Below are 26,093 nucleotides of genomic sequence, written 5' to 3' on the forward strand. Positions count from 1 at the left end.
GGGAAGGACACGATGGAGCCTGACAACACCTCTGAGCTGGTCGATTCGCTTGCCTCGCAGGGCGTACGGGTGTTCCTGGAGAACGGACGGCTGCAATGCCGGGGTTCCCGCGACGCACTGACGCCCGAGCTTCTCGACCTGGTCCGTGGTCGTAGGGACGAGCTCCGTGCCCACCTGGAGCGTGGAAGCGAACCGTCCGACTCGAACCCGCTCACCGCCGGCCAGCAGAGTCTTCTTCTCCACCAGCGCGTGACGCCGGACAGCGCGGCCTACAACCTGGCTTTCGCCGCGCGTGCCGTGGGCGCCATGGACGCGGCGGAACTGGACGCCGCCTTGTGTGAGGTGGTGGGGCGGCACGCGATCCTGCGCACGACCTACACGTGGGGCGAGGGTGACCCGGCCCAGTCGGCGCGTGAGGCTCCGCCCCGGATCCTGACCGAGGAAACCGCGACGGAAGATACGGTCGAGTGTGTCGTGGAGACCTTCATGGACTCCCCTTTCGACCTCGAACACGATCTTCCGGTCAGGGCCATGCTGGTGCGCACCGGTCCGGACGACGAGCGGCCCGTGCTGGTGATCGTCGTTCATCACATCGCTGCGGATCTCTGGTCGATCGACGTGATCGTCGACGAGTGGCTAACCGCCTATCGTGCCCGGACAGCGGGTAACGAGGCTCGATCGTTGCCCGCCGCGAAGCAGTTCGTGGAGCACGTACGAAGTGAGGGCGCCTGGCTCACCGGGCCCGAGGCGGAGCGCAATCTCGCGTACTGGCGGAAACAACTCGGCGGCGCCCTGCCGGTGATGAACCTGCCGTTCGACCGTCCGCGTCCGCCGGCCCAGACAATGCGTGGTGCCCGTCTCTCCGTCGAGGTGGACCCCGCGCTGTCGCAGAGGTTCGCCCGGATTGCGAGTGACGGCGACGCGACACCGAACATGCTTTTTCTGTCGGCATTCCAGGTGCTGCTGCAGAAGTACAGTGCCTCCGACGACGTGGTGGTGGGTACACCCACGGCCGGGCGGCGCTCACCGCAGATGCAGGACACCGTGGGTTTCTTCGCCGATCCGGTCGTCGTACGCGGTGATCTGCGGGGCGACCCGACGTTCACCGAGATCCTCGACAGGACGCGCTCGACACTCCTGAACGCTCTCGACCACCCCTATCCCTTCCCGCTTCTCGTCGAGCGGCTGAGCCCTCCGCGCGACCCGAGCCGCCCGCCGTTCTTCCAGGTGATGTACGTCTGGCAGCAGACGCGTTCCGGCGGGCAGGACGTGCCGCTGGAGACGCTGTCCTCCTCCGGCCAGCGCGGTGCGCCGTTCGACATCGTGCTGTCGGTACACCAGGCGGGTGGGCGGTTCGTCTGCTCATGGACGTACAACGTCGACCTGTTCGAGGACTCGACGGTCGAACGCCTGGCACACGGATACCTCGCGCTGCTCGGTGAGATCGCCGCGCGTCCCGACGCGCGTGTTTCGTCGCTGCCTTCGATGTCCCCGGACGAGCAGCGCGCCCTGCTCCACGAGGCGAACGGCCCACAGATCGACATCCGCGGGCGCACGTGGTTCGAACAGTTCGACGCGCAGGTGTTGCGGACTCCACGGGCAACGGCGCTGGTTTGTGACGACGAGACGCTGACCTACGAAGAACTGAGCGCCAGGGTGGGCCGGTTCGCCGCGGCACTCCGCGCGCGCGGTGTACGGGAAGAAGTCCGCGTCGGTCTGTGCATCGAACGGTCGGCTGCCCTCGTGGTGGCCTTGCTCGCGACTGCGCGAGCCGGCGGCGCCCACGTTCCGCTGGATCCCGCCTACCCGCAGGACCGGATCGCCTACATGGCCGAGGACGCGGCAGTGGCGCTGTGCGTGGCGGATGAACCGGGGCGACGCGCCCTGGGTTCCTACGCCGGAGATGTCTTGCCTCTGCACGCCCTCGAGAGCGAGGCGGAGCGTCTCGAGCCCGACCCCCTCGACGGGAACGCCGCCGAGGCACTCGCCTACGTCATCTACACCTCGGGTTCCACCGGCCGCCCCAAGGGCGTGATGGTCACCCGCCGGAACGTCGTCAACCTGTTCGAAGGTCTCGACCGGGCGCTGGGAGACGAAGGCCGAACCGGGGACGAGCAACCCGTGTGGCTCGCCGTGACGAGCGTATGCTTCGATATATCCGTCCTCGAACTCCTCTGGACCCTCTGCCGGGGGTACAAGGTCGTCATCGAGCCCGAGCTGTGGACCTCCCATGGAGAGGCGCCTGCTCCGCAGGCCGTGAAGCCACGGCAACGCCCCGTGGACTTCAGCCTGTTCTACTTCGCCGCCGACTCCGGCGAACACAAGGGGAAGGACCTGTACCGGCTGCTCCTCGACGGAGCCCGCTTCGCGGATTCCCATGGTTTCCGCGCCGTATGGGTTCCCGAACGGCATTTCCACACCTTCGGCGGCGCGTACCCGAACCCCGCGGTCCTCGCGGGCGCGGTAGCTGCCATGACGGAGAACATCGGGATACGTGCCGGAAGCGTCGTTCTTCCCCTGCAGGACCCGCTCCGGGTCGCCGAGGAATGGGCCGCGGTCGACAACCTGTCCGACGGACGTGTCGGCTTGTCATTCGCCTCGGGCTGGCAGCCCAACGACTTCGTTCTCGCACCCGAACGGTTCGCCTCGCGGAAGGAGTCGATGTGGGACGACATCGACGTGGTCCGCAGGCTCTGGCGCGGGGAGGGCGTCCCCCGCCGGAACGGTGTCGGTGCGGACATCGAGGTGCGCACGCTCCCACGGCCCGTGCAAACCGAACTTCCGGTGTGGGCGACGGCCGCGGGCAGCGACGAGACATTCCGCAGGGCCGGTGAGACCGGCGCGAACCTCCTGACGCACCTGCTGGGGCAGAACGTGCAGGAGCTCGCCCGCAAGATCGGTGTCTACCGTTCGGCGCGAGCCGCAGCCGGGCATGACGAGGGCGTCGTGACGCTGATGCTGCACACCTTCGTCCACCCTGACGTGGGGGTGGTCCGCGAGGCCGTCAGCGAGCCCTTCAAGAACTACCTCCGCAGTTCGATCGATCTGATGCAGGGGATCGCGAAGGGTCTCGGACTCGATCCCGTGCGGCATCGCGAAGTGATCGTCGAGCATGCCTTCGAGCGCTACTTCACCACCAGCGCGCTGTTCGGGACACCGGAGTCCTGCGCCGCTTTCGTCCGGGACCTGGCGGCGACCGGGGTGGACGAGATCGCCTGCCTCATTGACTTCGGTGTCCCCGACCACGTGGCGTTCGAGGCGCTCGGGCACATCGCGGCCGTCAAGCGCGCGCTGGCGGAGCCGGCGGCCAGGCCGTCCCGTACGCCCTCGGAAGCCGTCGCACGGCACGGCGTCACGCACATGCAGTGCACGCCCGCGTTCGCGCGCCTTCTGCTTCTCGACCAGGGAAACGATCCTTCGGCCGGAAGCACGCTGAGCACCCTCCTCGTCGGAGGAGACGCGTCACCGCCGGATCTCGTCGCGCAATTGCGGGACGCCGAAATGGCCGGTGTGTTCAACATGTACGGCCCGACGGAGACGTGTGTCTGGTCGGCGGTACAACGGCTCGAAGCGGATGATGACGGCCGCGTGACGGTCGGCGGCCCCCTCGTGAACACCTCGCTCTACGTTCTCGACGCGCAGCTCAGGCCGGTGCCGGTCGGCGTGCAGGGAGAGTTGTACATCGGCGGGGCCGGCGTGGGCCGAGGATATTGGAACAAGCCTGCCCTGACCGCCGAGAAGTTCCTTCCGGACCCGTTCACCGACCGGCCGGGTGCCAGGATGTACGGGACGGGTGACATGGTCCGACCCCTGGGCGGTGGCCGCTTCGAGTTCCTGGGCCGCTCCGATCACCAGGTGAAGGTACGCGGCTTCCGTATCGAGTTCGGCGAGATCGAAGCCGTGCTCGGTTCGCACCCGGCCGTTGCGAACTGCACCGTGGTGGCCCGGCCTGACCGCGACGGAGACGTGAGCCTCGTCGCCTTTGTCGTAGTGCGCGGCGCGGCGGTCTTCGACGAGCCGAATGTGCGCGCCCACGCCCGAAGCACACTGCCCGAGTACATGGTGCCGTCGCGAATCGTTGTGATGGACCGGCTGCCGCTGACTCTGAACGGCAAGGTCGATCGCGGTGCGCTCGTCAGGCTGGCGCAAGAGACAAAGGGCAGCCCAAGGGCCACGTACCTGGCGCCGCGCAATCAGGTCGAGAGCCTGCTCCAGGAGATCTGGCAGGAACTGCTCGAACGCGATGGCGTCGGCATCCACGAGAACTTCTTCGAAGTCGGTGGCCATTCACTGCTCGCCGCGAGGATGCACGCGCGCATCACCGCGGCGGCACTCGGCCGGGTCGAACTGGTCGACCTGTTCACCTTCCCGACGATCGCCGAGCTCGCGGCACACATCAGCGCGAGCGGAGAGACCGGTGTCCAGACACTGGCCGCAGGTGCCGAGAGGCGGGCAAGCAAGCAGAAGGCTGCCGTTCGTCAACGGCAGCGCAGGAGGCAGGGTTCGTGAGCGAGCAACACTTGAGCGACGAGAGTCAGCACGTCGCCATCATCGGTATGGCAGGCCGTTTCCCCGGAGCGGCTGATCCTGAGGAGTTCTGGCGCAACATCGCCGAAGGGGTCGAATCGATCTCCAGGCTGTCGCCGGACGATCTCCGGGCGGCAGGCGTCGAGGCGGAGCAGCTCCTCGATCCCCACTACGTGCCGGCGGCCAGCATCCTCGAGGAGATGGACCGTTTCGACGCCGAGTTCTTCGGTCTCACACCGATGGAAGCATCAATTCTCGACCCTCAGCACAGGATGCTGCTCGAGTGCACGCAGGCGTTGTTCGACAATGCCGGCTACGACCCGGACACTCTGGAACAGCTCACCGGGGTCTACGTCGGCGTCGGATTCCCTTCGTACCTCGTCAACAATGTCCTCACCCGGCCCGAGATCGTGCAACAGGTCGGGATGCAGAAGATCTTCTTCGCCATCGACAAGGGCTTCGCGCCGACCCGGATCTCACACAAGTTCAATCTGACGGGCCCCAGCATCGGTGTCGACACCGCGTGCTCGACCTCACTCGTAGCCATTCACCAGGCATGCAGGGCCCTGCTGGCCTATGACTGCGATCTCACGATCGCCGGTGGTGCCAGCGCGGTCCTGCCCAACGGCGTCGGCTACACCTACCACGAGGGCGGGATAGCCTCGCCCGACGGCCACTGCCGTGCGTTCGACGCGCGTGCGGGGGGGACGGTCTTCGGCAGCGGGGTGGGCCTCGTCCTGCTCAAGCGCCTCGAGGACGCGCGCGCCGACGGCGACCACATATGGGCCGTAATCCGTGGTTCATCCGTGAACAACGACGGGGCTTCCAAGGCGGGATTCACCGCCCCCAGCGCCACCGGCCAGGCCGCTGTCATCGCCGACGCACTTGCCTTCGCCGAGGTTCCAGCCCAGACGGTCGGGTACGTAGAGGCGCACGGTACGGGCACGGTCATCGGCGATCCCATCGAGATCGCCGGACTGACCAGGGCGTTCAGCGAGAAGACCGACCAGCGGCAGTTCTGCGCGATCGGCTCGGTCAAGACCAACGTCGGTCACCTCGATGTGGCCGCGGGGGTAAGCGGTCTGATCAAGGCCGTCCAGACGCTGCGCCACGCGGAGCTTCCGCCCACGCTGCACTTCGAGCGTCCGAATCCCGCGATCGACTTCGACGCCGGCCCCTTCTACGTCAACACCCTGCGCCGCCCCTGGCCGGCCTCCGACACCCCCCGCCGCGCGGGAGTGAGTTCGTTCGGCATCGGCGGAACGAACGCGCACGTAATACTGGAGGAGGCGCCCATCCGGGAGGCATCGGGAGAGTCTCGCAACGAGCAGCTGATCGTTGTCTCCGCCCGCTCTCCCGAAGCGCTGGAACGTGCTGCCCGCGATCTCGTGACGGTGTTCCAGGAGGCCGGGGAAACGGCGCTGCCGGACCTCGCGTACACACTGAGCAGCGGACGCCGCGCCTATGCGCACCGCCGTGCGTTCGTTTGCGCCAGCCGGGCGCAGGCGATCTCCGCCCTCGAAGGCGCCCGTCCTGAGACCATTGTCTCCGGGGAGCGGAAAACCGACGCGCCCCGGGTCGCGTTCATCTTCCCGGGGCAGGGCGCGCAGCAGCTGCGCATGCTCGCGGGCCTGTACGAGGGCGAGGACGCGTTTCGCCAAGAGGTCGACCGGTGCGCCGAGCACACCATGGGGCGGCTCGGCGTCGACCTGCGCGAGCTGATCTATCCGTCCGCCGCGACCGGAGAACGTGAACGTGCGCGGCTCGACGAGACCTGGCTCACCCAGCCGGCGCTCTTCACCGTCTCCCTCGCCATGGCCCGGGTGTGGCAGGACTGGGGCGTGGAGCCCTCCGTCATGCTCGGGCACAGCCTCGGCGAATACGTCGCCGCGACGCTGGCCGGAGTGTTCCGGGTGGAGGACGCGCTGGACCTGGTCGTCGACCGGGCCCGGGCGATGAACGATCTGCCGCCCGGAGCGATGCTCGCCATCTCCCTCGACGAGCCTTCGCTCACACCGCTGCTGGGTGACTGCTCACTCGCGGCGGTCAACGACCCGCAGCAGTGCGTGGCCTCCGGCCCACATCAGGCGATCGAGGCACTGGAACAGCGATTGTCGGCGCAGGGTGTGGAGTACCGGCGTCTGCGCACCTCCCACGCGTTCCACTCATCGATGCTCGACGACATGGCCCGGGCCTTCGAGGCCCGGGTCGCCCAGGTAGAGCGGAACCTGCCGGCCATTCCCGTCGTGTCGTGTCTGACGGGTCGTGTCCTCGACCCGTCAGAGATCTGCGATCCCTCCTACTGGGCGCGCCAGATGCGTGGCACGGTGCGGTTCGCCGATGCCGTGCGCACCATCGCCGAGGACCCGCAGCACGTGTTCCTGGAAGTGGGTCCGGGGCGGACACTGACCCCGATGGTGCGCCGTGCGGGGGTCGATCCGCTGCGCATCGTGACCTCCGGGCGCGGCGGAAGTGACGCGAGGAGCGACGAAGGGGCGCTCCTCGCGGCCCTTGGCTCCCTGTACTGCGCCGGCGTCCCCGTCGCGTGGGACGCGTTCTGGGAAGGTCAGCGGCGTCACCGTCTTCCCCTGCCCGGATATCCGTTCGAGCGGCAGCGCCACTGGATCGACGCGGATCCGAAGAGGTCCCTGCTCGCCGCGCACACAGGTGAGATTCCGCCCGTCACGGGACGGGACCTGCAGGAGCCGGTCCACTTCGCACCCGGCTGGCGAACTGCCTCGCTGGACGGTGCCGTCGCGGAGGCCTCGCTCCGGGAACGGGGCACGTGGCTGCTGGCAGTGGACGAGGACGATTTCGGATGGGCCCTGGCCCAACGGCTCGTCGAGGCCGACCAGTCGGTGGTGCTGGTCGGTAGCGGTGCGGCCTTCTCAGCATCCGATGAAGGCTACGTGATCGATCCCTCGCGCCCCGAGGACATCGACCGTCTGCTCGACGCGCTGGAGGAACAGGACCGGCTACCAGGCTCCGTCGTACTCACCTGCGCGACCGGAGAGGCCGAGGACTTCGACGCGGTTCAGCGGGACGGTCTGGGTAGGGCGGCGGCATGGGTCCACGCCCTTGCCGGGCGCGTGACCGACGCTCCCATACGGCTCGCCGTGGTGTCGGACCGCTTGCACGCGGTGGTGGCCGGCGACCTTCCTTCGGTCGCCAAGAGCACGCTGAGCGGTTTCTGCCGGGCCGCCGCGGACGACCACCCGGAACTCGCCATCGCTTGCCTGGACATCAAGGGAAACCTGTCGGCGTCCGCCGAGAGCGTCGTCATGGAGGTCGCGGCAGGACTCGGCGATGCTGTGGTCGCCCATCGCGAGGACGCCCGGTACACGGAAACGTACGGTCCTCTGCCCGAGGGTCCGCTCGATCCCGTCCGAGAGACGGCGAGCCTCATCGTCACCGACGGGTTCACCGGTACTTCGGCACGTCTGGCCCGGCACTTCGCGGAGACGCACCGGTCGCGGCTCACCCTCGTCGGCCGGCAACCGGTACCCGACCGTGCCGAGTGGTCCCACTGGCTCGACGGTTCCACCGGACCGGGGCGTGCTCTGGCCGAGGCCACCGCCGGACTGGGTGGCGCCGTCGAGGACCCCATACGTGACGAAGCCGCGTGGCTCGGCCGGATCGAGCGGGAACTGACCGACGCGGCGGACTCGGGACAGGACCGGAGCTCCGTCGAGCGGACACTGAACCGGCTCTGCGGCGGGTACGTGTACGACGCGCTGACCGCGGCGGGTGTCGATCTCACCCCGGGAGTCGTCCAGCGGCGTGCGGAGATCGCCGACCGGATGCGGATCCTGCCCAAGTTCGACAAGTTCCTCGACTTCTTCCTGGAGGTCCTCCGCGAGGACGGGGTCATCCGCCGCGACGGAGATCGCATCGAGGTCCTCGCCGACCGAGGGGCCGCGGATTTCACGGACACGCGTTCCGCTCTGGAGCAACTGCCCGGCTTCGAGGACACCATCACGTTCCTCGAACACTGTGTGCGCCACTACCCGGCGGCGCTGAGCGGTGACATCGACGCCGTCGGTGTGCTCTTCCCCGACGGAGACCCGAAGCGGCTGGAGACCGCCTTCCGCGGCTTGCTGGGCGGGAGCAATTACGGCGTCTACGCGTCCCTCCTGGGCCGGCTGCTGGCCCGACTGGCCGACTCCACGGTGGGCCGTCCACTCCGGATCCTGGAAGTCGGCGGCGGAAACGGCCAGTTGACCCGCCTCGTCGCCCCGCTGCTGCGGGGCCGGGACGTGCGGTACACGTTCACCGATCTCGGTAGCTCCTTCGTCCGGCGTGCCCGGCAGGCGGCCACCGACTACGGGTTCGCCGAGATGCACTGTCAGGTCTTCGACATTTCCAAGGACCCCGAGGCCCAGGGCTTCGACCCGTACTCCTTCGACGTCATCATCGGCTTCGACGTGGTCCATGCGACGCCGCGAATCGACGCGACAACACGGAACCTGCGCGAGCTGCTCGCCCCGAGCGGCGTGCTGTGCCTCGTTGAGGCGGTCGTGTCGCTGCGGTGGGTCGAGATGTTGTGGGGCCTCGCCGAAGGATGGTGGTTCTTCGAGGACGAGGACGTCAGGACGCGTTCACCGCTGATCTCGCTCGACACCTGGGACCGGGTACTGGGTCAGCAGCCGTTCGAGGACGTCGTGTCGTTCCCCCAGCAAGCGGCCGCGCGAGCCTCGACGGACTACGGTCTCGTGCTCGCGCAGCAGCCGGAGGTCATCCAGTCTCCGGAGTTCACCGCCTATCAGGTGCGCAGGGCCGAGGAAATCCTCGACGCCCGCCGGACGCTGATCGACACGGTCCGCGAGCTCGAAGAGCACGGGGCCGAGGTCCTCCTGACCTCCGCGGACCTGACCTCCCCTGAGCAGTTCGCCGAGGTCATCGCCCTCGCCAAGGCACGGTTCGGCGGGGTGGACCGCATCGTCCACGCCGTGGATCCGACGGCCTGGGGTGCCCCGTCCGAGTGGACACCGGTGGACCTCAGGACTGAAGTGTCCGCCCAGGCGCAGGCCGCGCTGGCCATCGAAAGCGCCGCTGCCTCCGCCGGGGTCCGGCACGTCGCGTTCGTGTCCCCGGCGGAGGACCGTGGCGGGAAGGGCACGCCGGCATCCGCCGCCATCGGTGGGTTCCTCGACGCTCTCGCCGGCCCGCAGCCCCAGCGGACCAAGAACGCCTCGATCCACTGGACGGACGACGGTGACGTGTCCTCGGTCGGACGCGCCCTCGGCCGGACCGGAGTCATCGTGGTGTCCTCGGAGCACCCCGCTGCGGCGTCCGCCGTCCGTGCCGAACACCGCCGTGCGCTGCACCGGTCCCACCGGGCAGGGGGAGCACCGGCCGGTGAGGACGTCGAGGCCGAACTCCTCGCCATCTTCAGGCAGCTCTTCGGAACAGAAGCTGTCGGTCGGCACGACGACTTCCACCGTCTCGGGGGCGACTCGCTCCTCGCCTCACAGGTGATCGCTCGTGTCCGCCGCAGGTTCTCCGTGGATCTCGCGGTCAAGGCGCTGTTCGACGCGCCGACGGTCGCCGGGCTCGCGGGAAGGGTGCGCGAGGCGAAGCGTGGAGGCTCGCACACGGATGTCCCTCTGCTGCGCGTGTCGCGGGACGCCGTGCTACCGCTGTCGTTCGGCCAGCAGTCTCTCTGGCTCGCCGAACAGTTCAACGGGCCCAGCGCGATGTACAACATTCCGGGCGCGGTGCGCCTGGTCGGTGCGTTGGAGATCGACTGCCTGCGGCGCAGCCTGCACGAGGTGATCAGCCGGCACGAAGTGCTGCGCACCACCATCCACTCGGTGGATGGCACTCCGGTGCAGCGGGTCCACGAGGACTTCACCGTGGAGCTGCCGGTCCGCAAGGTGCGCGAGGACCAGATCCAGGACCTGGCCCAGGAACATGCGCGCAGTGTTTTCGACCTGGAGACCGGTCCACTCATCCGGGTGGCACTGCTGCGGATCGACGACGAGGACCATGTGCTCCTCGTCAACATCCACCACATCGTCTCCGACGGGTGGTCGCTCGGCGTACTGATTCATGAGCTGGTCACGTTGTACTCGTCGTTCGCGCGGGACGAGCGGTCCCCCTTGCCGCCGCTGGAGCACCAGTACGCGGACTTCGCGCAGTGGCAACGGCACTGGCTCGACGGCGAGGTCTTCGACGAGCAACTCCGCTACTGGAAGCGCAAGCTCGCGGGGCTACCTCCGCTGCTCGAACTGCCGACGGACCGGCCGCGGCCCGACCGGCAGAACATACGTAATGCCGTACACCGCTTCGTCGTCCCCCCGGAGCTGTCGGCGCGGCTCGACGCGCTCGGCCGGAACGAGGGTGCGACGTTGTTCATGGTGCTGCTCGCCTCGTTCAACGTGCTCCTCTCACGCCATGCCGGCACGACCGACATCGCCGTGGGAACGACCAACGCGAACCGCACGCGCGCCGTCTTCGAGCAGATGATCGGCATGTTCGTGAACAACCTCGTGCTGCGTACGGACCTGGCGGGGAACCCGACCTTTACGGAGCTTCTCGAACGCGTACGGGCGACGTCCGTCGATGCCTACGCGCATCAAGACCTGCCGTTCCTGACTCTCGTCGACGAAATGCGACAGGGACGGAATCCGGGCCATACGCCGCTGTTCCAGGTCCTCTTCCTGCTACAGAAGCTGAACATCACGCTTGAGCTTCCCGGAATTGCGGCGCACACGATCGAAGTCGATTCACTGCACACGAAATTCGACCTGACGCTGTTCATGGAAGAACAGGAACAGGGAATCGTAGGAACGTTCATCTACAACGCGGCACTTTTCGACGCCTCCACCGTCGAGCGCTTGTCGGCGCATCTCGTCCAGCTTCTGACGAGTGCGGCGGAAACGCCGGAGGAGCGCATTGGATCGCTGCGGATGGAGACGGACGACGAGGTGAGGTTGAGGAACATGACCGTGGAGAATTCCAAGACTACGAGGCTCCAGTCACTGCGCACCGCGAAGCGGCGCTCGGTGGAGATCACGGACATCAATCCGGTGAAGACGGGCTTCCTGCCCGGCCTGCCGGAGACGCCGCTCGTCCTGGAGCCGACGGGTGAAGGCGTTGACCTGCCCGGCTGGCTCAGGGCGAACCGGGACCTCGTGGAGTCGCACCTCCACCGTCACGGGGCGCTGCTGCTTCGAGGCTTCCACTCCAGCTCGGTGGCCGAGTTCGAGGAGGCCGCGGGCGCGATCTGCCCGACACTCTTCCGGGAGTACGGGGACCTTCCTCGTGAGGGGGAGTCCGACCAGATCTATAAGTCGACCCCGTACCCGGAGGACCAGTCGATCCTCTTCCACAACGAGAGCTCGCACCTGCACACCTGGCCCATGAGGCAGTTCTTCTCGTGCATCGTGGCACCGCAGGAGGGAGGCGAGACGCCGATCGTCGACTGCCGCAAGGTATACGCCGAGCTTCGCCCGGAGCTGGTCGAGCAGTTCGAGAAGAAGAAGCTGCGCTACGTCCGGAACTTCATCGAATCGGTCGACGTGAGCTGGTCTCGTTTCTACGGCACCGACGACCCGGCCGAGGTGGAACGCAAGTGTGCCGAGGCCGGAATGGGATTCGAGTGGAGCCCCGACGGCACGCTGAAGACCTGGCGGGTGGCCGACGGGGTCCTGCCGCACCCGCGTACCGGGGAAATGGTCTTCTTCAACCAACTGGCACTGCACCACGTCTCCTGCCTCGACTCCGAGACCCGCCAGTCACTCGTTGACCTCTACGGCGAAGCGGGCATGCCGCGCAACGTCTACTGGGGTGACGGATCAGTGATCGAGGACGCCGTGGTCGATGAAATCCGGGCATTGATGGACCGGGAATCGCTCGCATTCCCTTGGCAGGAGGGCGATGTGCTGGTCATCGACAACATGCTCGTCGCCCACGCTCGCCGTCCGTTCGTCGGACCGCGCAAGATCGTGGTGGCGCTCGGAGACATGAGCTCTCCGCAACCGGTCGCAGAAAACAGCTGATACCGCCCGCCTTGTCAGCTGACACCTATGGAGAGTCGCAATACGATGAACGACGCCGATCTCGAACCTACGCCGACTTCCGGCTTCCGGCTGTCGCCCCAGCAGGCCCATGCGTGGTCGCATGCCGCCGAGCGCCGCGCACAGTGCCGTATCGCGCTGGAGGGACCGGTGCGACGGTCCGAGGTCTTGCGCGCCGTGCGGGCTGTGATGGAACGTCATGAATCGTTGCGATCAGCTCTGGTGCCGGTGTCCGGACTGGCAGCACCCCTCCAAACGGTGGACGGCCCCGCCGGGCCGGACTGGATCGACGATGTCCTTCCGGACGGGGCGGCCGACGCGGCCGAAGCGGTCCGTCGGGCGGCCGACGAGGATGCGCATCGTCCGGCCACGGCCGGGGGGTACGCCGAACCGCTCCGAGCACGGCTCATGCTGGGCTCCGGCCGGTCCGTCCTTGTTCTGACGGCCTCCGGGATGTTCGTCGACCGCCGGTCCTTCGCCGTGGTCTTCGAAGACTTCGCCGCCGCGCTCGGCGGGCAGGCGCAGGACGAGGTGTCATTGCAGTACCTGGACGCGGCGGAGTGGCTGCACGAGCAGGTCGCCGGCGACGAGGCACGGGCCCAGATGGACACCTGGCTAGAGCGCGAGCTGCCCGCCGCCCATGAGATGCGCCTGCCCTTCGAGACCGGCACGGACACCGGCAGCGGTGTGGTGCGGGTCCCGCTCGACGGGAGTCAGGCCGCAGCATTGGCGCAGGCGGCGGCGCAGCTGCGACGGTCGGTGCCCTCGCTGCTGCTCGGAGCCTGGCAGGTGCTGCTGTGGCGGCTCACAGGCGACGACCGGATCGTGACGGCGGTCCTGCCGACGTCCCGCGGTCTGGACGAACTGGAGTACGTGGTCGGGACCTTCGAGGGCCCCGTCCCGTTCCTCACCCTGATGGATCCGGAGCTGCCCTTCGAGGCCCTCGTCAAGGAGCTCGACAGGGCGCAGGCCGAGGCACCTGCGGACCAGTTCTCCTTCGACGGGGCCAGGGCCACCAAGCCGGTCCCCTTCTCCTTCGCCTGCACCGAGATGCCAGGAGAGGTACACCTCGGTGACCTGCGCGTGGCCTTGGTGGGGCTCCGCGTACCACCGGTGGGCTCGTCCCTCCACCTCGATGTGGCGCACGGAGCACAGGGCGAGCCGGCCCTGAGCATCATCCACCGAACCGGACAGGTGTCGGCACGGCAGGCGGCGCGGATCGCCGACCAGTTGGCTTCCGTCGTCCGCGCGATCGTTGCCGATCCCGGAGCGCCCGTCGGCGACCTCGGGCTCGCCGACGGTGAGGAGACCGCGCGAGTGCTGGCACACGGTGCCGGTGAGCGCCGGCCGCCCGCGGACGACCAGCTCGTACACACCTGCTTCGAGCGGTGGGCCGCCGCCCTGCCCGACGCCCTCGCCGTCGTGTGCGGGGGCGAGCGCCTGACGTACGCCGAGGTCGAGCGGAGCTCGAACCGGCTGGCGCACGCCCTGAGCGCGCGGGGAGCAGGCCCCGACGTGCCCGTCGGGCTGATGCTCGAGCGTTCCGTCGAGTACGTCATCGCCCTGCTCGCCGTGCTCAAGGCGGGGGGCGCCTTCGTCCCCCTCGACCCGTCCGTACCGGCCGTCCGCCTCGCCCAGATGGTCGAGGACACCCGCCCGGCTGTGATCGTCACGCACCGCGGTCTGACCTCTCGCGAAGGAGCGGGAGGCATACCGGTGATCGACCTGGACGACGCCCCGGAGCTCGACTCGCTGCCGGACACCCCGCCCGTCGTCGCCGTGCAGCCGGAGCACCTCGCCTACCTCATCTTCACCTCTGGCTCGACCGGTCGCCCCAAGGCCGTCGGCGTACCGCACCGCGCGATCCGCGCCTACGCCGAAGGCATCCTGCCCGAGCTCCAACTGCCGGAGGACGCCGTACTCGGCACCCTGGCGACCACGGCTGCCGACCTCGGGCACACCGCGGTGTTCGGCGCCCTGTGCACCGGGCGGTCGCTCTTCCTCGCCGCGCCGGACGAAGTCCTGTCGGCCGAGGCCCTCGTCCGCCGGTTCCGCGAGCAGCCCGTCGACATGTTGAAGATCGTTCCCTCGCACCTCGCAGCACTGCTGGACTCCGCAGAGGGTCCCGAACTGCTTCCCACCACCTGTCTCGTGCTCGGTGGTGAGGAGCTGCCCGCATCCCTGGCCCAGGAGGTGCGGCGGCTGCGTCCCGGCCTCCGGATCCTCAACCACTACGGGCCGACCGAGACGGCCGTCGGCGCCCTGGCCCTCGCCATGCCCGACGCGGTGAGCGGGCCCGTCCCCATTGGCCGTCCCCTGCCGAACTACCGCACCTACCTCCTGGACGCGGAGCTGCGTCCGGTGCTGGAAGGAGCCCCTGGCGAGCTGTACATCGGTGGCCGGGGCCTCGCACGTGGCTACTGGGGGCGGCCGGGCGCGACGGCCGAGCGTTTCCTTCCCGATCCCTTCTCGGGCGAGCAGGGCGCGGTCATGTACCGCTCGGGAGATGTGGTCCGGCAACGGCCGGACGGCACCTTTGTGTTCCTGGGCCGTGCCGACCAGCAGGTGAAGATCCGCGGGCACCGGGTGGAGCTCCGCGAGATCGAGACGGTGCTCCTGCGCAGTGAGCGGGTCAGCGACGCCGTGGCCGTCGTGCGTTCCGAGGACGCCGACCCCTACCTCGCCGCGTACGTCGTCGCGCGCCGTGGCACCCACCTGCAGACCGCCGAACTCGGCGAGCAGCTACGTGCGCACCTGCCCGACTACATGATCCCCGCAGCCATCGTCACCCTGCCGGCACTGCCGCTGACCCCCAACGGGAAGGTGGACCGGCGGGCGCTACCGGTGCCGGACCCCGACGCGGCCAGGGCGGAGAGCTACGTCGCACCGCGCACGGAGACGGAGACCCTGCTCGCGGGGCTCTGGGAAGACATCCTCGGCTGCGAGAAGGTCGGCGCGCACGACGACTTCTTCCAGACGCTCGGCGGCAATTCCTTGGGCGCCACCCGTGTCGTCGCCAGAGTACGGGCGGCGACCGGAGTGGGGCTCCAGGTCAGCAGCCTGTTCGACGCCCCCACCGTGGCGGAGCTGGCCAAACTGATCGACCGCGAACAAACGGCTGGGAACGCCGCGGACAACGACGCGATCATGTCGATCGAGCGCACCGGACCGCTGCCCCTGTCCTACGCTCAGCGGCGCCTCTGGGTGCTCTCGCAGGTCGACGGCGCCAACGCGTCCTACAACATCCCCGCGGCCATTCGCATCAGAGGCGCCCTGGAGATCGATCCCCTCGTTCGGGCGCTGAGCGAGGTGGTCCGCCGCCACGAGGCGCTCCGCACCAACTTCGTGCCCGTGAACGGCGTTCCCCTGCAGGTCGTGCGCACGGCCTCCTCCACCGAAGTCCCGGTGGTGGACGTTTCCGCCCCGGCCGTGTTGTCCAGGGCGAAGGACTTCGCCGCGCGCACCTTCGACCTTGAGCACGACGAGCTGTTCCGGGCCGAGATCCTGCGCGTCACGCCCGAGGAGCACGTCCTGCTCCTATGCCTGCACCACATCGTCTCGGACGGCTGGTCGACTGCCGTGCTGTGGCGGGAGGTCGTGACGCTGTACACGGCGTTCCGCGCGGGACAGGGGTCCCCCCTGGCACCCCTGGCGATCCAGTACTCCGACTTCGCCTCCTGGCAGAACCACCGGCTCGAAGCCGACGAGATCCGGCCTCAGCTGGAGTACTGGACGGAGCATCTGCGCGGCATGCCCGCACTGCTGCAACTCCCGACCGACCACCCGCGGACCGCCGTTCAGGGGATGGGGGGAGCGACCCTCCCGCTCGTCATCGACCCCGACACCGCGGCCGCGCTGCGGGCCCTCTCCGGCGAGCAGCAGTCGACGATGTTCATGGCGTTGCTCGCCGCGTTCAACGTCCTGCTCTCGCGCTACACGGGCCAGGAGGACATCGTCGTCGGCACTCCCGTCGCGAACCGGACGCGAGCCGAGGTCGAGGACCTCATCGGGTGCTTCTTCAACACGCTGGTGATCCGGACCGACCTGTCCGGCGATCCATCGTTCTCCGAGCTGCTGGGCCGGGTGCGCGAGGTGACCCTGGCCGCGCAGACGCATCAGGACCTGCCCTTCGAACGCCTCGTCGAGGCATTGAACCCACCGCGTGACCCCGGGCACACCCCGCTCTTCCAGGCCCTCTTCGTGTACCAGAACGCGCCGGGCGACGGCCTGGACATGGACGGCCTCGGAATCGAGCCGCTGCCCCTGCCGGGGGCCTTCGCGAAGTACGACCTCACCATCGACCTGGTCGAGAACGACGAGGGACTGGTGGGGCGCATCGAGTACCGCACCGATCTCTTCGACGAGGCCACGATGGAGCGGCTGGCCGGCCACTTCACTGAGCTGGTGCGCGCGATCGTCCGCGAGCCGGACACCTGCATCGGCGAGTTCGGCCTTCTGACCGAGCCGGAACGGGACAACCTCCTCTCGGAGTGGAACCGGGAGTACGCGGTTCCCGGCGACGGGCCGTTCGTGGCCGACGCTTTCGAGGCACGTGTGCGGTCCGATCCCGATGCCACGGCGCTGGTGTTCGGAAACCGCTCCCTCACCTACGACGAACTCGATCGGGAGGCAGACCGGCTGGCACGGGTCCTACGGGCACGGGGCGTTGCCGAGGACGTGCTCGTCGGCATCTGGCTGGAACGTTCGGTCGAGATGGTGGTGGCCATGCTCGCCGTGCTCAAGGCGGGTGGCGCGTACGTCCCGTTGGACCCCGAAGCTCCCCCGGCCCGGATCGCGTACGTGATCGAGGACGCGCGGCTGGGGTTCGTGGTCGCCCCGGGTATCCGTGCGGCGGAGCTCCCTGAGGGCGCCGAGCTCATCGACCCGAGGACATCCGCGTCCACCGACGCGCCCCCGACCGTCCGTACGGTCCGCCCCGAGCACCGCGCGTACGTGATCTACACGTCGGGGTCCACCGGCCGCCCGAAGGGGGTCATGGTCGCCCAGCAGAACCTGGCCGGCTTCTTCTCCGCCATGGACCAGCGCTTCGGCGCTTCCACACCCGGCACCTGGCTCGCGCTGACGCACTACACCTTCGACATCTCGGTGCTCGAACTGCTGTGGTCGCTCACGCGTGGCTTCAAGGTCGTCCTGGCCGGTGAGGACCTGGTGCTGAGCGAGGCCCGCACAGCCGAGTCCGGCCGGTCCGTCGACCTCAGCCTGTTCTACTTCGCGAGCGACGCCGGTGAGCGCGAAACCGACAAGTACCGGTTGCTCCTCGAAGGCGCACGCTGGGCCGACGAGCACGGCTTCGCTGCGGTGTGGACCCCGGAGCGCCACTTCGGAACGTTCGGCGGGCTTTACCCGAACCCCGGAATCACCGCGGCCGCCCTCGCCGCCTGCACCCGGCGGATCGGAATCCGCACCGGAAGCCTGGTACTCCCGCTGCACCATCCCATCCGCGTCGCCGAAGACTGGGCGATGATCGACAACCTGTCCAACGGGCGCGTGGGGCTTTCGATCGCCGCCGGCTGGCAGCCGCACGACTTCGCCCTCGCTCCCGAGAACTTCGCCGACCGCAAAGAAGTCATGTTCCGCGATCTCGACACGGTGCGCAGGCTGTGGCGCGGCGAGGCGGTTCGCACGACCTCCGGCACCGGCGAGGAGATCGAGGTGCGCACGTTGCCGCGGCCGGTACAGCCGGAACTCCCGGTCTGGATCACGGCGGCGGGCAATCCGGAGACGTGCCGTCGTGCCGGTGCCATCGGCGCCAATCTGCTGACGCACCTCCTCGGGCAGTCGGCCGAGGACCTGGCGCGGGTGATCGAGGTCTACCGCGCGGCCTGGACCGAGGCCGGACATGCCGGCGAGGGTCATGTCACGCTGATGCTGCACACGTTCGTATCGGACGACGAGGACTTCGTCCGGCGGACGGTGCGCGAGCCGTTCAAGAACTACCTCCGCGAGTCCGTCGATCTCGTCCGTCCCATCGCGCGCTCGCGAGGGCTCGAACTCGATGACTTCGACGCGGGCGACCTCGACGCACTCCTCGATCACGCCTTCGACCGCTACTACGACAGCAGCGGGCTCTTCGGTACACCGGAACAGTGCGCGACTTTCGTGGACCGGCTCCGTGAGAGCGGAGTGGACGAAATTGCCTGCCTCGTCGATTTCGGGGTCGACACGGACGAGGTGCTGGCGAGCTTCGAGCACCTCGATGCCCTGCGCCGGCTGGTGACACGCCTCCCCGCGCACGAGCCGCGCCAGGACATGGCCGGGCTCATCGAGCAGCACGGGGTGACGCATCTCCAGTGCACGCCGTCACTGGCCGCGCTGATGGTGTCCGACGACGAGGCACGACGGTCCTTGAGCGGCCTCGACTGGATGCTCGTCGGCGGAGAGGCCTTGCCGCCCGCGCTGGCCGCCACGCTCTCCGAGAGCGTTCGCGGCCGTGTGCTCAACGTCTACGGTCCGACCGAGGCGACGATCTGGTCCACCAGCCATGTGGTGAACGGCGCCGACAACTCGATCGGACGTCCGCTCTCCAACACACGCGCCCACGTCCTGGACGGGCGGCTGAACCCGGTTCCGGTCGGGGTACCCGGCGAGCTGTGCATCGCGGGTGACGGTGTCGCCCTGGGCTACCTGCACCAACCCGAGCTCACCGCCGAACGGTTCGTCACCGACCCGTTCGCGGCGGACCCCGCGGCACGCATGTACCGCACGGGCGACATCGTCCGGTACCTGCCCGACGGACGACTGGAGTTCATCGGCCGGCGGGACCACCAGGTCAAGGTGCACGGCTTCCGGGTGGAACTCGGCGAAGTGGAGTCCGTACTCGCGGACGCGCCCGGCGTGACGACCTCCGTGGTCGTGGCCGACGATGACGGACGCGGCGGCAAGCGGCTTCTCGGGTACGTGGTCACGGCGGACGGCTTCGACCCGGCCCGCGTACGCACGCACCTGGAGGGGCGGCTGCCGCGCTACATGATCCCCGCCCTGTTCGTAGAGCTGGCCGTGATGCCGCTGCTGCCCAGCGGAAAGGTGGACCGCAAGGCGCTGCCGGAACCCCACACCGAGCAGCGGCCAGCAGCCGCCTTCCTCGCACCCCGGACACCCGTCGAGGCGCGGCTCGCACAGATCTGGAGCGAGCTGCTACGCCTGCCCAGGGTCGGCGCGAACGACAACTTCTTCGAGCTCGGCGGCGATTCGATCATTGCCATCCAAATGGTCTCGCGCGCGAGGAACGCCGGGATCGTCCTCTCCGCCCGTGACCTCTTCCGGCACCAGACGCTCTCCGAGCTGGCCCGGGTCGTCAAGGAGGGCACCGGAACGCGGGCGGATCAGGGCCTGGTGCGGGGCGAGACCGGGCTGGCCCCCATACAACGCTGGTTCTTCGAGCAAGAGCTCGCCGACGCCCACCACTACAACCAAGCCGTGCTGGTCGACGTCACTTCGGGACGCCTGGACCTCAGCCTCCTCGCACAGGCGCGTGATGCCCTTGTGCACCACCACGACGCCCTCCGCAACCGCTTCGTTCGCGACGGGGCCGGCGTACGCCAGTGGACGAGCGCACCAGAGGACCGGGCCGTACCGGTCGGCCGCCTCGACCTCACGAATGAGCCGCCGTCGTCCTGGGCCGAGGCGATCGCCGCCATGCAGGCGCACACCCAGAGTGATCTGGATCTGGAACAGGGGCCATTGATCCGTATGGTCTGCATCGACTACGGCGGCCGGCGCCAGGACCAGCTCTACACCGTCATCCACCACACTGTTGTCGACGGCATCTCGTGGCGCATCCTCATGGAGGACCTACAGACGTCCTACGAGGCGCTGCGTGAAGGACGCTCCGTCCTGCTGCCACTGAAGACGACCTCGTACCAGGAATGGGTCGCGAGGCTCCAAGCACACGCTGCCGACGACGAGACGCAAGCCGAGCTCGAATACTGGGCGAACCAGGTCGAGTGGGCGACGCCGCCGCTGCCGCGCGAGCACGACGGGGAGAACACAGAGGCGATGGCGCGGACGGTCACCGCGGAGCTCTCCGCCGACGACACGACGACGCTGCTGCGCGACGTACCCGCCGTACACAGGACCGATGTTCACGAGGTGCTGCTGTATGCGTTGGCCGAGGCGTGCGCGCCATGGACCGGCTCCAGCGCGCTGCTCGTCGACGTGGAGGGCCACGGCCGCGAGGAGCTCTTCGAGGACGTGGACATCTCGCGAACCGTGGGCTGGTTCACCTCGATGTATCCGCTGCGCCTCGACGTGGCCGGGGACAACGGCCTGCGGGCCGTGAAGGAGCAGGTGAGGAGCATCCCGCGCCGCGGGGTCGGGTTCGGTCTGTTGCGCCATCTGGCGGCCGATGAGTCAACCCGCGCACGCCTGGGTCGCGGGAGCGAGGCGGAGATCGTCTTCAACTACCTCGGGCAAGCCGACGCCTCACGACTGCCGGACTCTCTGTTCACGCTGTCCACCGACTCTGTCGGCGCGTCGCACGGCGGGGCACAACGGCGCAGGCACCTGCTGAACATCAACGGGATCGTGGCGGACGGCGGGCTCCGCGTCGACTTCACCTTTGGCGAGTCGGTGCACGACACGGGAACGATCGAGGCACTGGCCGACCGGTTCACCGCCTCGGTGCGACGAGTTCTCGACGACTGCCGAGCGGGCCGCCTGCGGCTCGATCCGACCGCATTCCCGGACATCGACCTGACCCAGGATGAGCTCGATGACCTTCTTGAGGACCTCGAGAGCTAGGACTGACTGACGCAATGAACAAGACGAACGACATCGAGGCGATCTATCCGCTGTCGCCGCTACAGCACGCGATGCTGCTCAAGTCACAGCTCACCCCTAACAGCGGTGTCTACGTCGTACAGCTGGCATTCGATGTCTGCGGGCCCCTCGATGCGCATGCGTTCCGAGCGACCTGGGACGAAGTGACGGCGCGTCATGCGGCCCATCGCACTCTGTTCATGCGTCTCGACCAGAGCCGGCCGCTGCAGGTCGTACGCCGGCGGGTGAGCCTTCCCTGGAGCGAGGAGGACTGGAGCGGCCTGCCGGCCGATGAGCAGGAGACCCGGTTCGACGCCTTCATGGCGGAGGACCGCGGGCAGGACTTCGAGCTGTCCCGCGCCCCTCTGATGCGCTGCTTCCTGGTGCGCCTCTCGGAGGACCGGCACCGGTTTCTATGGACGCGCCATCACGCGATTTCCGACGGCTGGTCGATGCCGGTTGTGATGGGCGAGATCATGCGCTGTTACCGGGCCCTGGTGGAAGGCGGATCGGCAGCGCTCGGGCCGGTCACGGAGTTCCGCGAGTACATAGCGTGGCTGCGCGCGCAGGATGCCGCCAAGGCCGAGGACTACTGGCGCCGGTCGCTCGCCGGAGTGCGCGGCCCGACTTCGTTGGGAGTCGACCGACCGACGGCCGGCCACCGGGAGCCCGGCCGGATCGAAAGGCGGCGTGTGCTGCTCTCGCGGGAGACCACGGCGGCCCTCCAGGGCGCCGCGCGGCGTGAGCGGATCACGCTCAGCACTCTGGTACAGGGAGCTTGGGCTGTCCTCCTCCGACGCTACGGGGGCGAACGCGACGTCCTCCTCGGGATGGTGACGTCAGGGCGTCCGCCATCCATCGACGGTGTGGAGTCGATGGTCGGGTGCGTCCTCAACACGCTTCCGGTGCGAGTCATTGTCGACGACGAGGCGCGTGCCGCCGACTGGCTCCGTAAGCTCCAGATGGAACAGGTCGAGCGCGAGGAGTACGGCTACTCGCCTCTCTCGGAGATCCGGCGCTGGACGGACGTGCAGGGCGATGTGCCGCTGTTCGAGTCACTCGTGGTGTTCGAGAACTTTCCCTTGGGGGCGGCACTCGACGCCCCTGGCGCAGGGATACGCGTCGAATCGGTCCGTATGTCGGAGCAGACGAGCTTCCCACTCACGCTGGTGGTCGCGCCCGGCGAACAGATGTCCATCCAGGTCGCCTTCGACGAGGACCGGTTCGACCCCGCTGCCGTCGAGCGGATGCTGGAGCACTACCAGGTCCTGCTCACCGGACTGGCCGACGCGCAGGGCACGATCGGCACGCTGCCGATCGTGGGCGAGCTGGAGCGGCAGCGTTTGCTGGCCGACTGGAACGGACCGACGACCGACGAACGCGTACAGCCGGCCGTGCACCAGTTGTTCGAGGCGCAGGTGGCGGCGACACCGGATGCGACGGCCCTCATCGCGGGGGACGTGCAGTTCAGTTACGCGGCGCTCGACTCGGTCGCCAACGGATTCGCACGGCGGCTCCGTGCGGCGGGGGTGACCCCCGGAGCGTTCGTGGGAGTGTGCCTCGACCGTGACGCCCATCTCCCCGCAGCACTATTGGCGATCTGGAAGGTGGGAGCGGCGTACGTCCCGCTCGATCCCACGTACCCGGCGGCACGCGTCGACCAGATCCTGGCCGACGCGGCACCCACCGTGGTGCTGGCCCAGGCCTCCACGCGCCAGGCTCTCTCCCGCTCGTCGGCCCGGCTGCTGATGGTCGATGAGGAGGCCGACCGGGAATCCCCCGCCGAGGCCGGGGCCCCGGCAGGTTGCACGGCCCTGCACGAGCAGTCCGTGGCCATCGTGATCTACACGTCGGGTTCGACCGGCACGCCGAAGGGCGTGAAGGTCACGCATCGCAATGTCGGGGAATTCCTCGCCTGGGCGCGGGAGGTATTCTCCCCCGCCGAGCTCGAGGGAACGCTGGCTTCGACATCGATCTGCTTCGACCTCTCCGTATTCGAGCTCTTCCTGCCGCTCACGACCGGAGCCACCGTCATACTCGCGGGGAACGCGCTCCTCCTGCCGTCCCTGCCCGCCCGCCACAGCGTGACGCTGGTGAACACCGTCCCCTCCGCGATGGACGCCCTTCTGCGCCTGGGTGAGCTGCCGGACCGCCTGCGCGTGGTCAACCTCGGAGGAGAGCCGGTGCCCCGCGATCTCGTCGACCGGCTCTACGCGCGCGACGGCATACGCAAGGTTCACAACCTGTACGGGCCTTCCGAGGACACCGTGTACTCGACATTCGCCCTCGTCGCCGAGGACGGCACGAAGCCCCTCATCGGGCGCCCCATCGCGAACACCCAGGCGTACGTGCTCGACCGCTCGATGATCCCCGTCCCGACGGGGGTCGCGGGAGAGCTCTACCTCGGGGGTGAAGGCGTTGCGCAGGGCTACCACCGTCGGCCGTCGTTGACGGCCGAGCGGTTCGTTCCGGATCCATTCGGTAAACGCCCCGGAGCCCGTCTCTTCCGTACCGGGGACCTGGCTCGGTGGCTCCCGCACGGCGAACTCGAATATTTGGGGCGGAACGACCGCCAGGTGAAACTGCGCGGCTTCCGTATCGAGCTTGGAGAGATCGACGTGGCACTCAGGAAGCTCAATGGTGTCCGTGCCGCGGTGACCGTCGTACGCGAGGACCGGATGGGCACGAAGCGCCTCGTGGCGTACGTCGTCGCAGAAGCCGGCCACGGTATCGATCGGGCAGAGGCGGTGGCAGCGGTCCGGGCGACGCTCCCCGAGTACATGGTTCCTGCCGGGTTCGTCGAACTGGGCACCATACCCTTGACACCCAATGGAAAGGTCGACTGGGCCGCGCTCCCCTCTCCGGAACCGGCGCGGGCACAGCGCGCCTACAGGGCTCCGTCGGCCGAAACCGAGAAGGCGATCGCCGCGATCTGGGAGGCGGTACTCGGTGTCTCCCGCCCGGGAGCCGACGACGGGTTCTTCGACCTCGGAGGCGATTCGATCCTCCTGGCACGAGTCTTCGGTCAGTTGAAGGCCGCCTACCCGAACCGGGTCACCATGACCGATCTGTACAGATATCCCACGATCGCCTCTCTGGCCCGGCATATATCCGGGAGCGAGGACAAGCCGGCTTTCGCCGGTGTCCAGGGCCGACTCGAAAGGCGCCGCGCTGCAATGGGCGCAGCACGAACTGGAGACAAGCAGTGACCGACGATCGAAGCATCGCCGTTGTAGGGATCGGACTGCGTGCCCCCGGAGCCGCGAACGCCGAGGAATTCTGGCAGAACCTCGTCCGGGGAACAGAGTCGATCGTTCGCCTCAGCGACGACGACGTCATCGCCGCACACGGTAACCCCGCGATCCTGGCGGATCCGGCACTCGTGAACTCGGGCGGAATTCTTGAACGGATCGAGGAGTTCGACGCCGCGTATTTCGGCTATACGCCACGCGAAGCGGAGATCATGGATCCGCAGCAGCGGTTCCTCCTCGAAGTGGCCGTCGAGGCCCTCGAGGATGCGGGCTGCGACCCGGCGGAGATCGAGGACACGATCGGCGTGTTCCTCGGTATCGGGCGCAGCGGATACTTCCTCCACCACCTGCTGCCACGAACCGATCTGATGGCCTCGTTCGCGCGCCAGATCTCACTGTTCAACGACAAGGACTTCGCCGCCACCCAGATCTCCCATCGCCTGGACCTGACCGGACCCAGCATGACGATCGGCACTGCCTGCTCGACGTCGCTCGTCTCGGTCCATCAGGCGTGCAAGAGTCTCTTCGAGTTCGAATGCGACGTGGCACTCGCGGGTGGGGCGACGATCAACGTCCTTCAGCGCGGCGGCTACCAGTATCAGGAGGGGGGCATCTTCTCCCCCGACGGCCATTGCCGAACGTTCGACGCGGAAGCGCGCGGTACCGTCGGCGGCAGTGGCGTCGGACTCGTGGTGCTGAAGCGGCTGGCCGACGCGGTCCGTGACGGGGACACGATCCGTGCGGTGATCCGTGGTTCGGCGGTCAACAACGACGGTGCGGACAAGGTCGGTTTCACCGCGCCCAGTGTGACGGGGCAGGCGAGCGTCATCTATGAGGCGCAGCAGGTGGCGGGGGTCGCCGCCGAGTCGATCGGCTATGTCGAGGCACACGGGACGGGGACACCGCTCGGTGATCCCATCGAGATCGCCGCCCTGAGCCAGGCGTTCGGTGCGTCGACGTCGAAGCGTGGGTTCTGTGCGCTCGGTTCGGTGAAGACGAACGTGGGGCATCTCGATACCGCCGCGGGGGTCGCGGGGTTCATCAAGGCAGTTCTGTGTGTGGAACGTGGGCTGATTCCGCCGAGTCTGCATTACCGGACGCCCAATCCGGAGATCGACTTCGCGTCGAGCCCGTTCTTCGTGAACTCGGAGCTGCGTGACTGGTCCGGCCCGTCACCACGGCGGGCCGGGGTGAGCTCCTTCGGCATGGGTGGCACCAACGCGCATGTGATCCTTGAGCAGCCCCCCGTGGTGGAAGTTCCCGGCCGGGAGGATTCCGGCGCCGAACCCGCGTGGGAGGTCCTCATCACCTCGGGCAAGACGGCGGCTTCGCTGTCCGGCCAGCGGGCGCGCCTGACAGAACACCTGGCGGGACGTAGTACGCATACCCTCCCGGACGTGGCGTACAGCCTACAGACGGGGCGGAGGCAGCACGAGTACCGTGCCGCGGTGGTGGCCCGTAGCGGTGACGAGGCGGCGCGGGCGCTGGCGGAGGGATCCGGTCCGGTGACCGGGCA

5 protein-coding genes are annotated in these 26,093 nt (G+C 68.3%); all 5 read left to right on the forward strand.

Annotated features, from left to right (window positions below; genetic code table 11):
* Positions 1-12 precede the first annotated feature (12 nt).
* Positions 13-4,509: a MupA/Atu3671 family FMN-dependent luciferase-like monooxygenase gene (locus tag NOD94_RS18535; protein WP_281207083.1), complete on the forward strand. Its 4,497-nt coding sequence runs from the start codon at positions 13-15 to the stop codon at positions 4,507-4,509.
* Positions 4,506-12,530 carry a type I polyketide synthase gene (locus NOD94_RS18540; RefSeq protein ID WP_281207084.1) on the forward strand — a complete coding sequence of 2,675 codons (8,025 nt, stop codon included), beginning with the start codon at positions 4,506-4,508 and terminating at the stop codon, positions 12,528-12,530. Before NOD94_RS18535 ends, NOD94_RS18540 begins: the two co-directional genes overlap by 4 nt.
* 45 nt (positions 12,531-12,575) lie before the next feature.
* Complete coding sequence (locus NOD94_RS18545; RefSeq protein ID WP_281207085.1) at positions 12,576-21,308, forward strand: non-ribosomal peptide synthetase; 8,733 nt, start codon at positions 12,576-12,578, stop codon at positions 21,306-21,308.
* Positions 21,309-21,322: 14 nt separating this feature from the next.
* Entirely contained in the window at positions 21,323-24,535 is a 3,213-nt protein-coding gene (locus NOD94_RS18550) for an amino acid adenylation domain-containing protein (protein ID WP_281207086.1), read from the forward strand.
* Positions 24,532-26,093: type I polyketide synthase (locus NOD94_RS18555; RefSeq protein WP_281207087.1), on the forward strand; the 1,562-nt coding region annotated here is incomplete at its 3' end. The genes NOD94_RS18550 and NOD94_RS18555, both read left to right, overlap by 4 nt.

It is taken from the genome of Streptomyces sp. Isolate_45, assembly GCF_024721315.2.
Classification (GTDB): Bacteria; Actinomycetota; Actinomycetes; order Streptomycetales; family Streptomycetaceae; genus Streptomyces.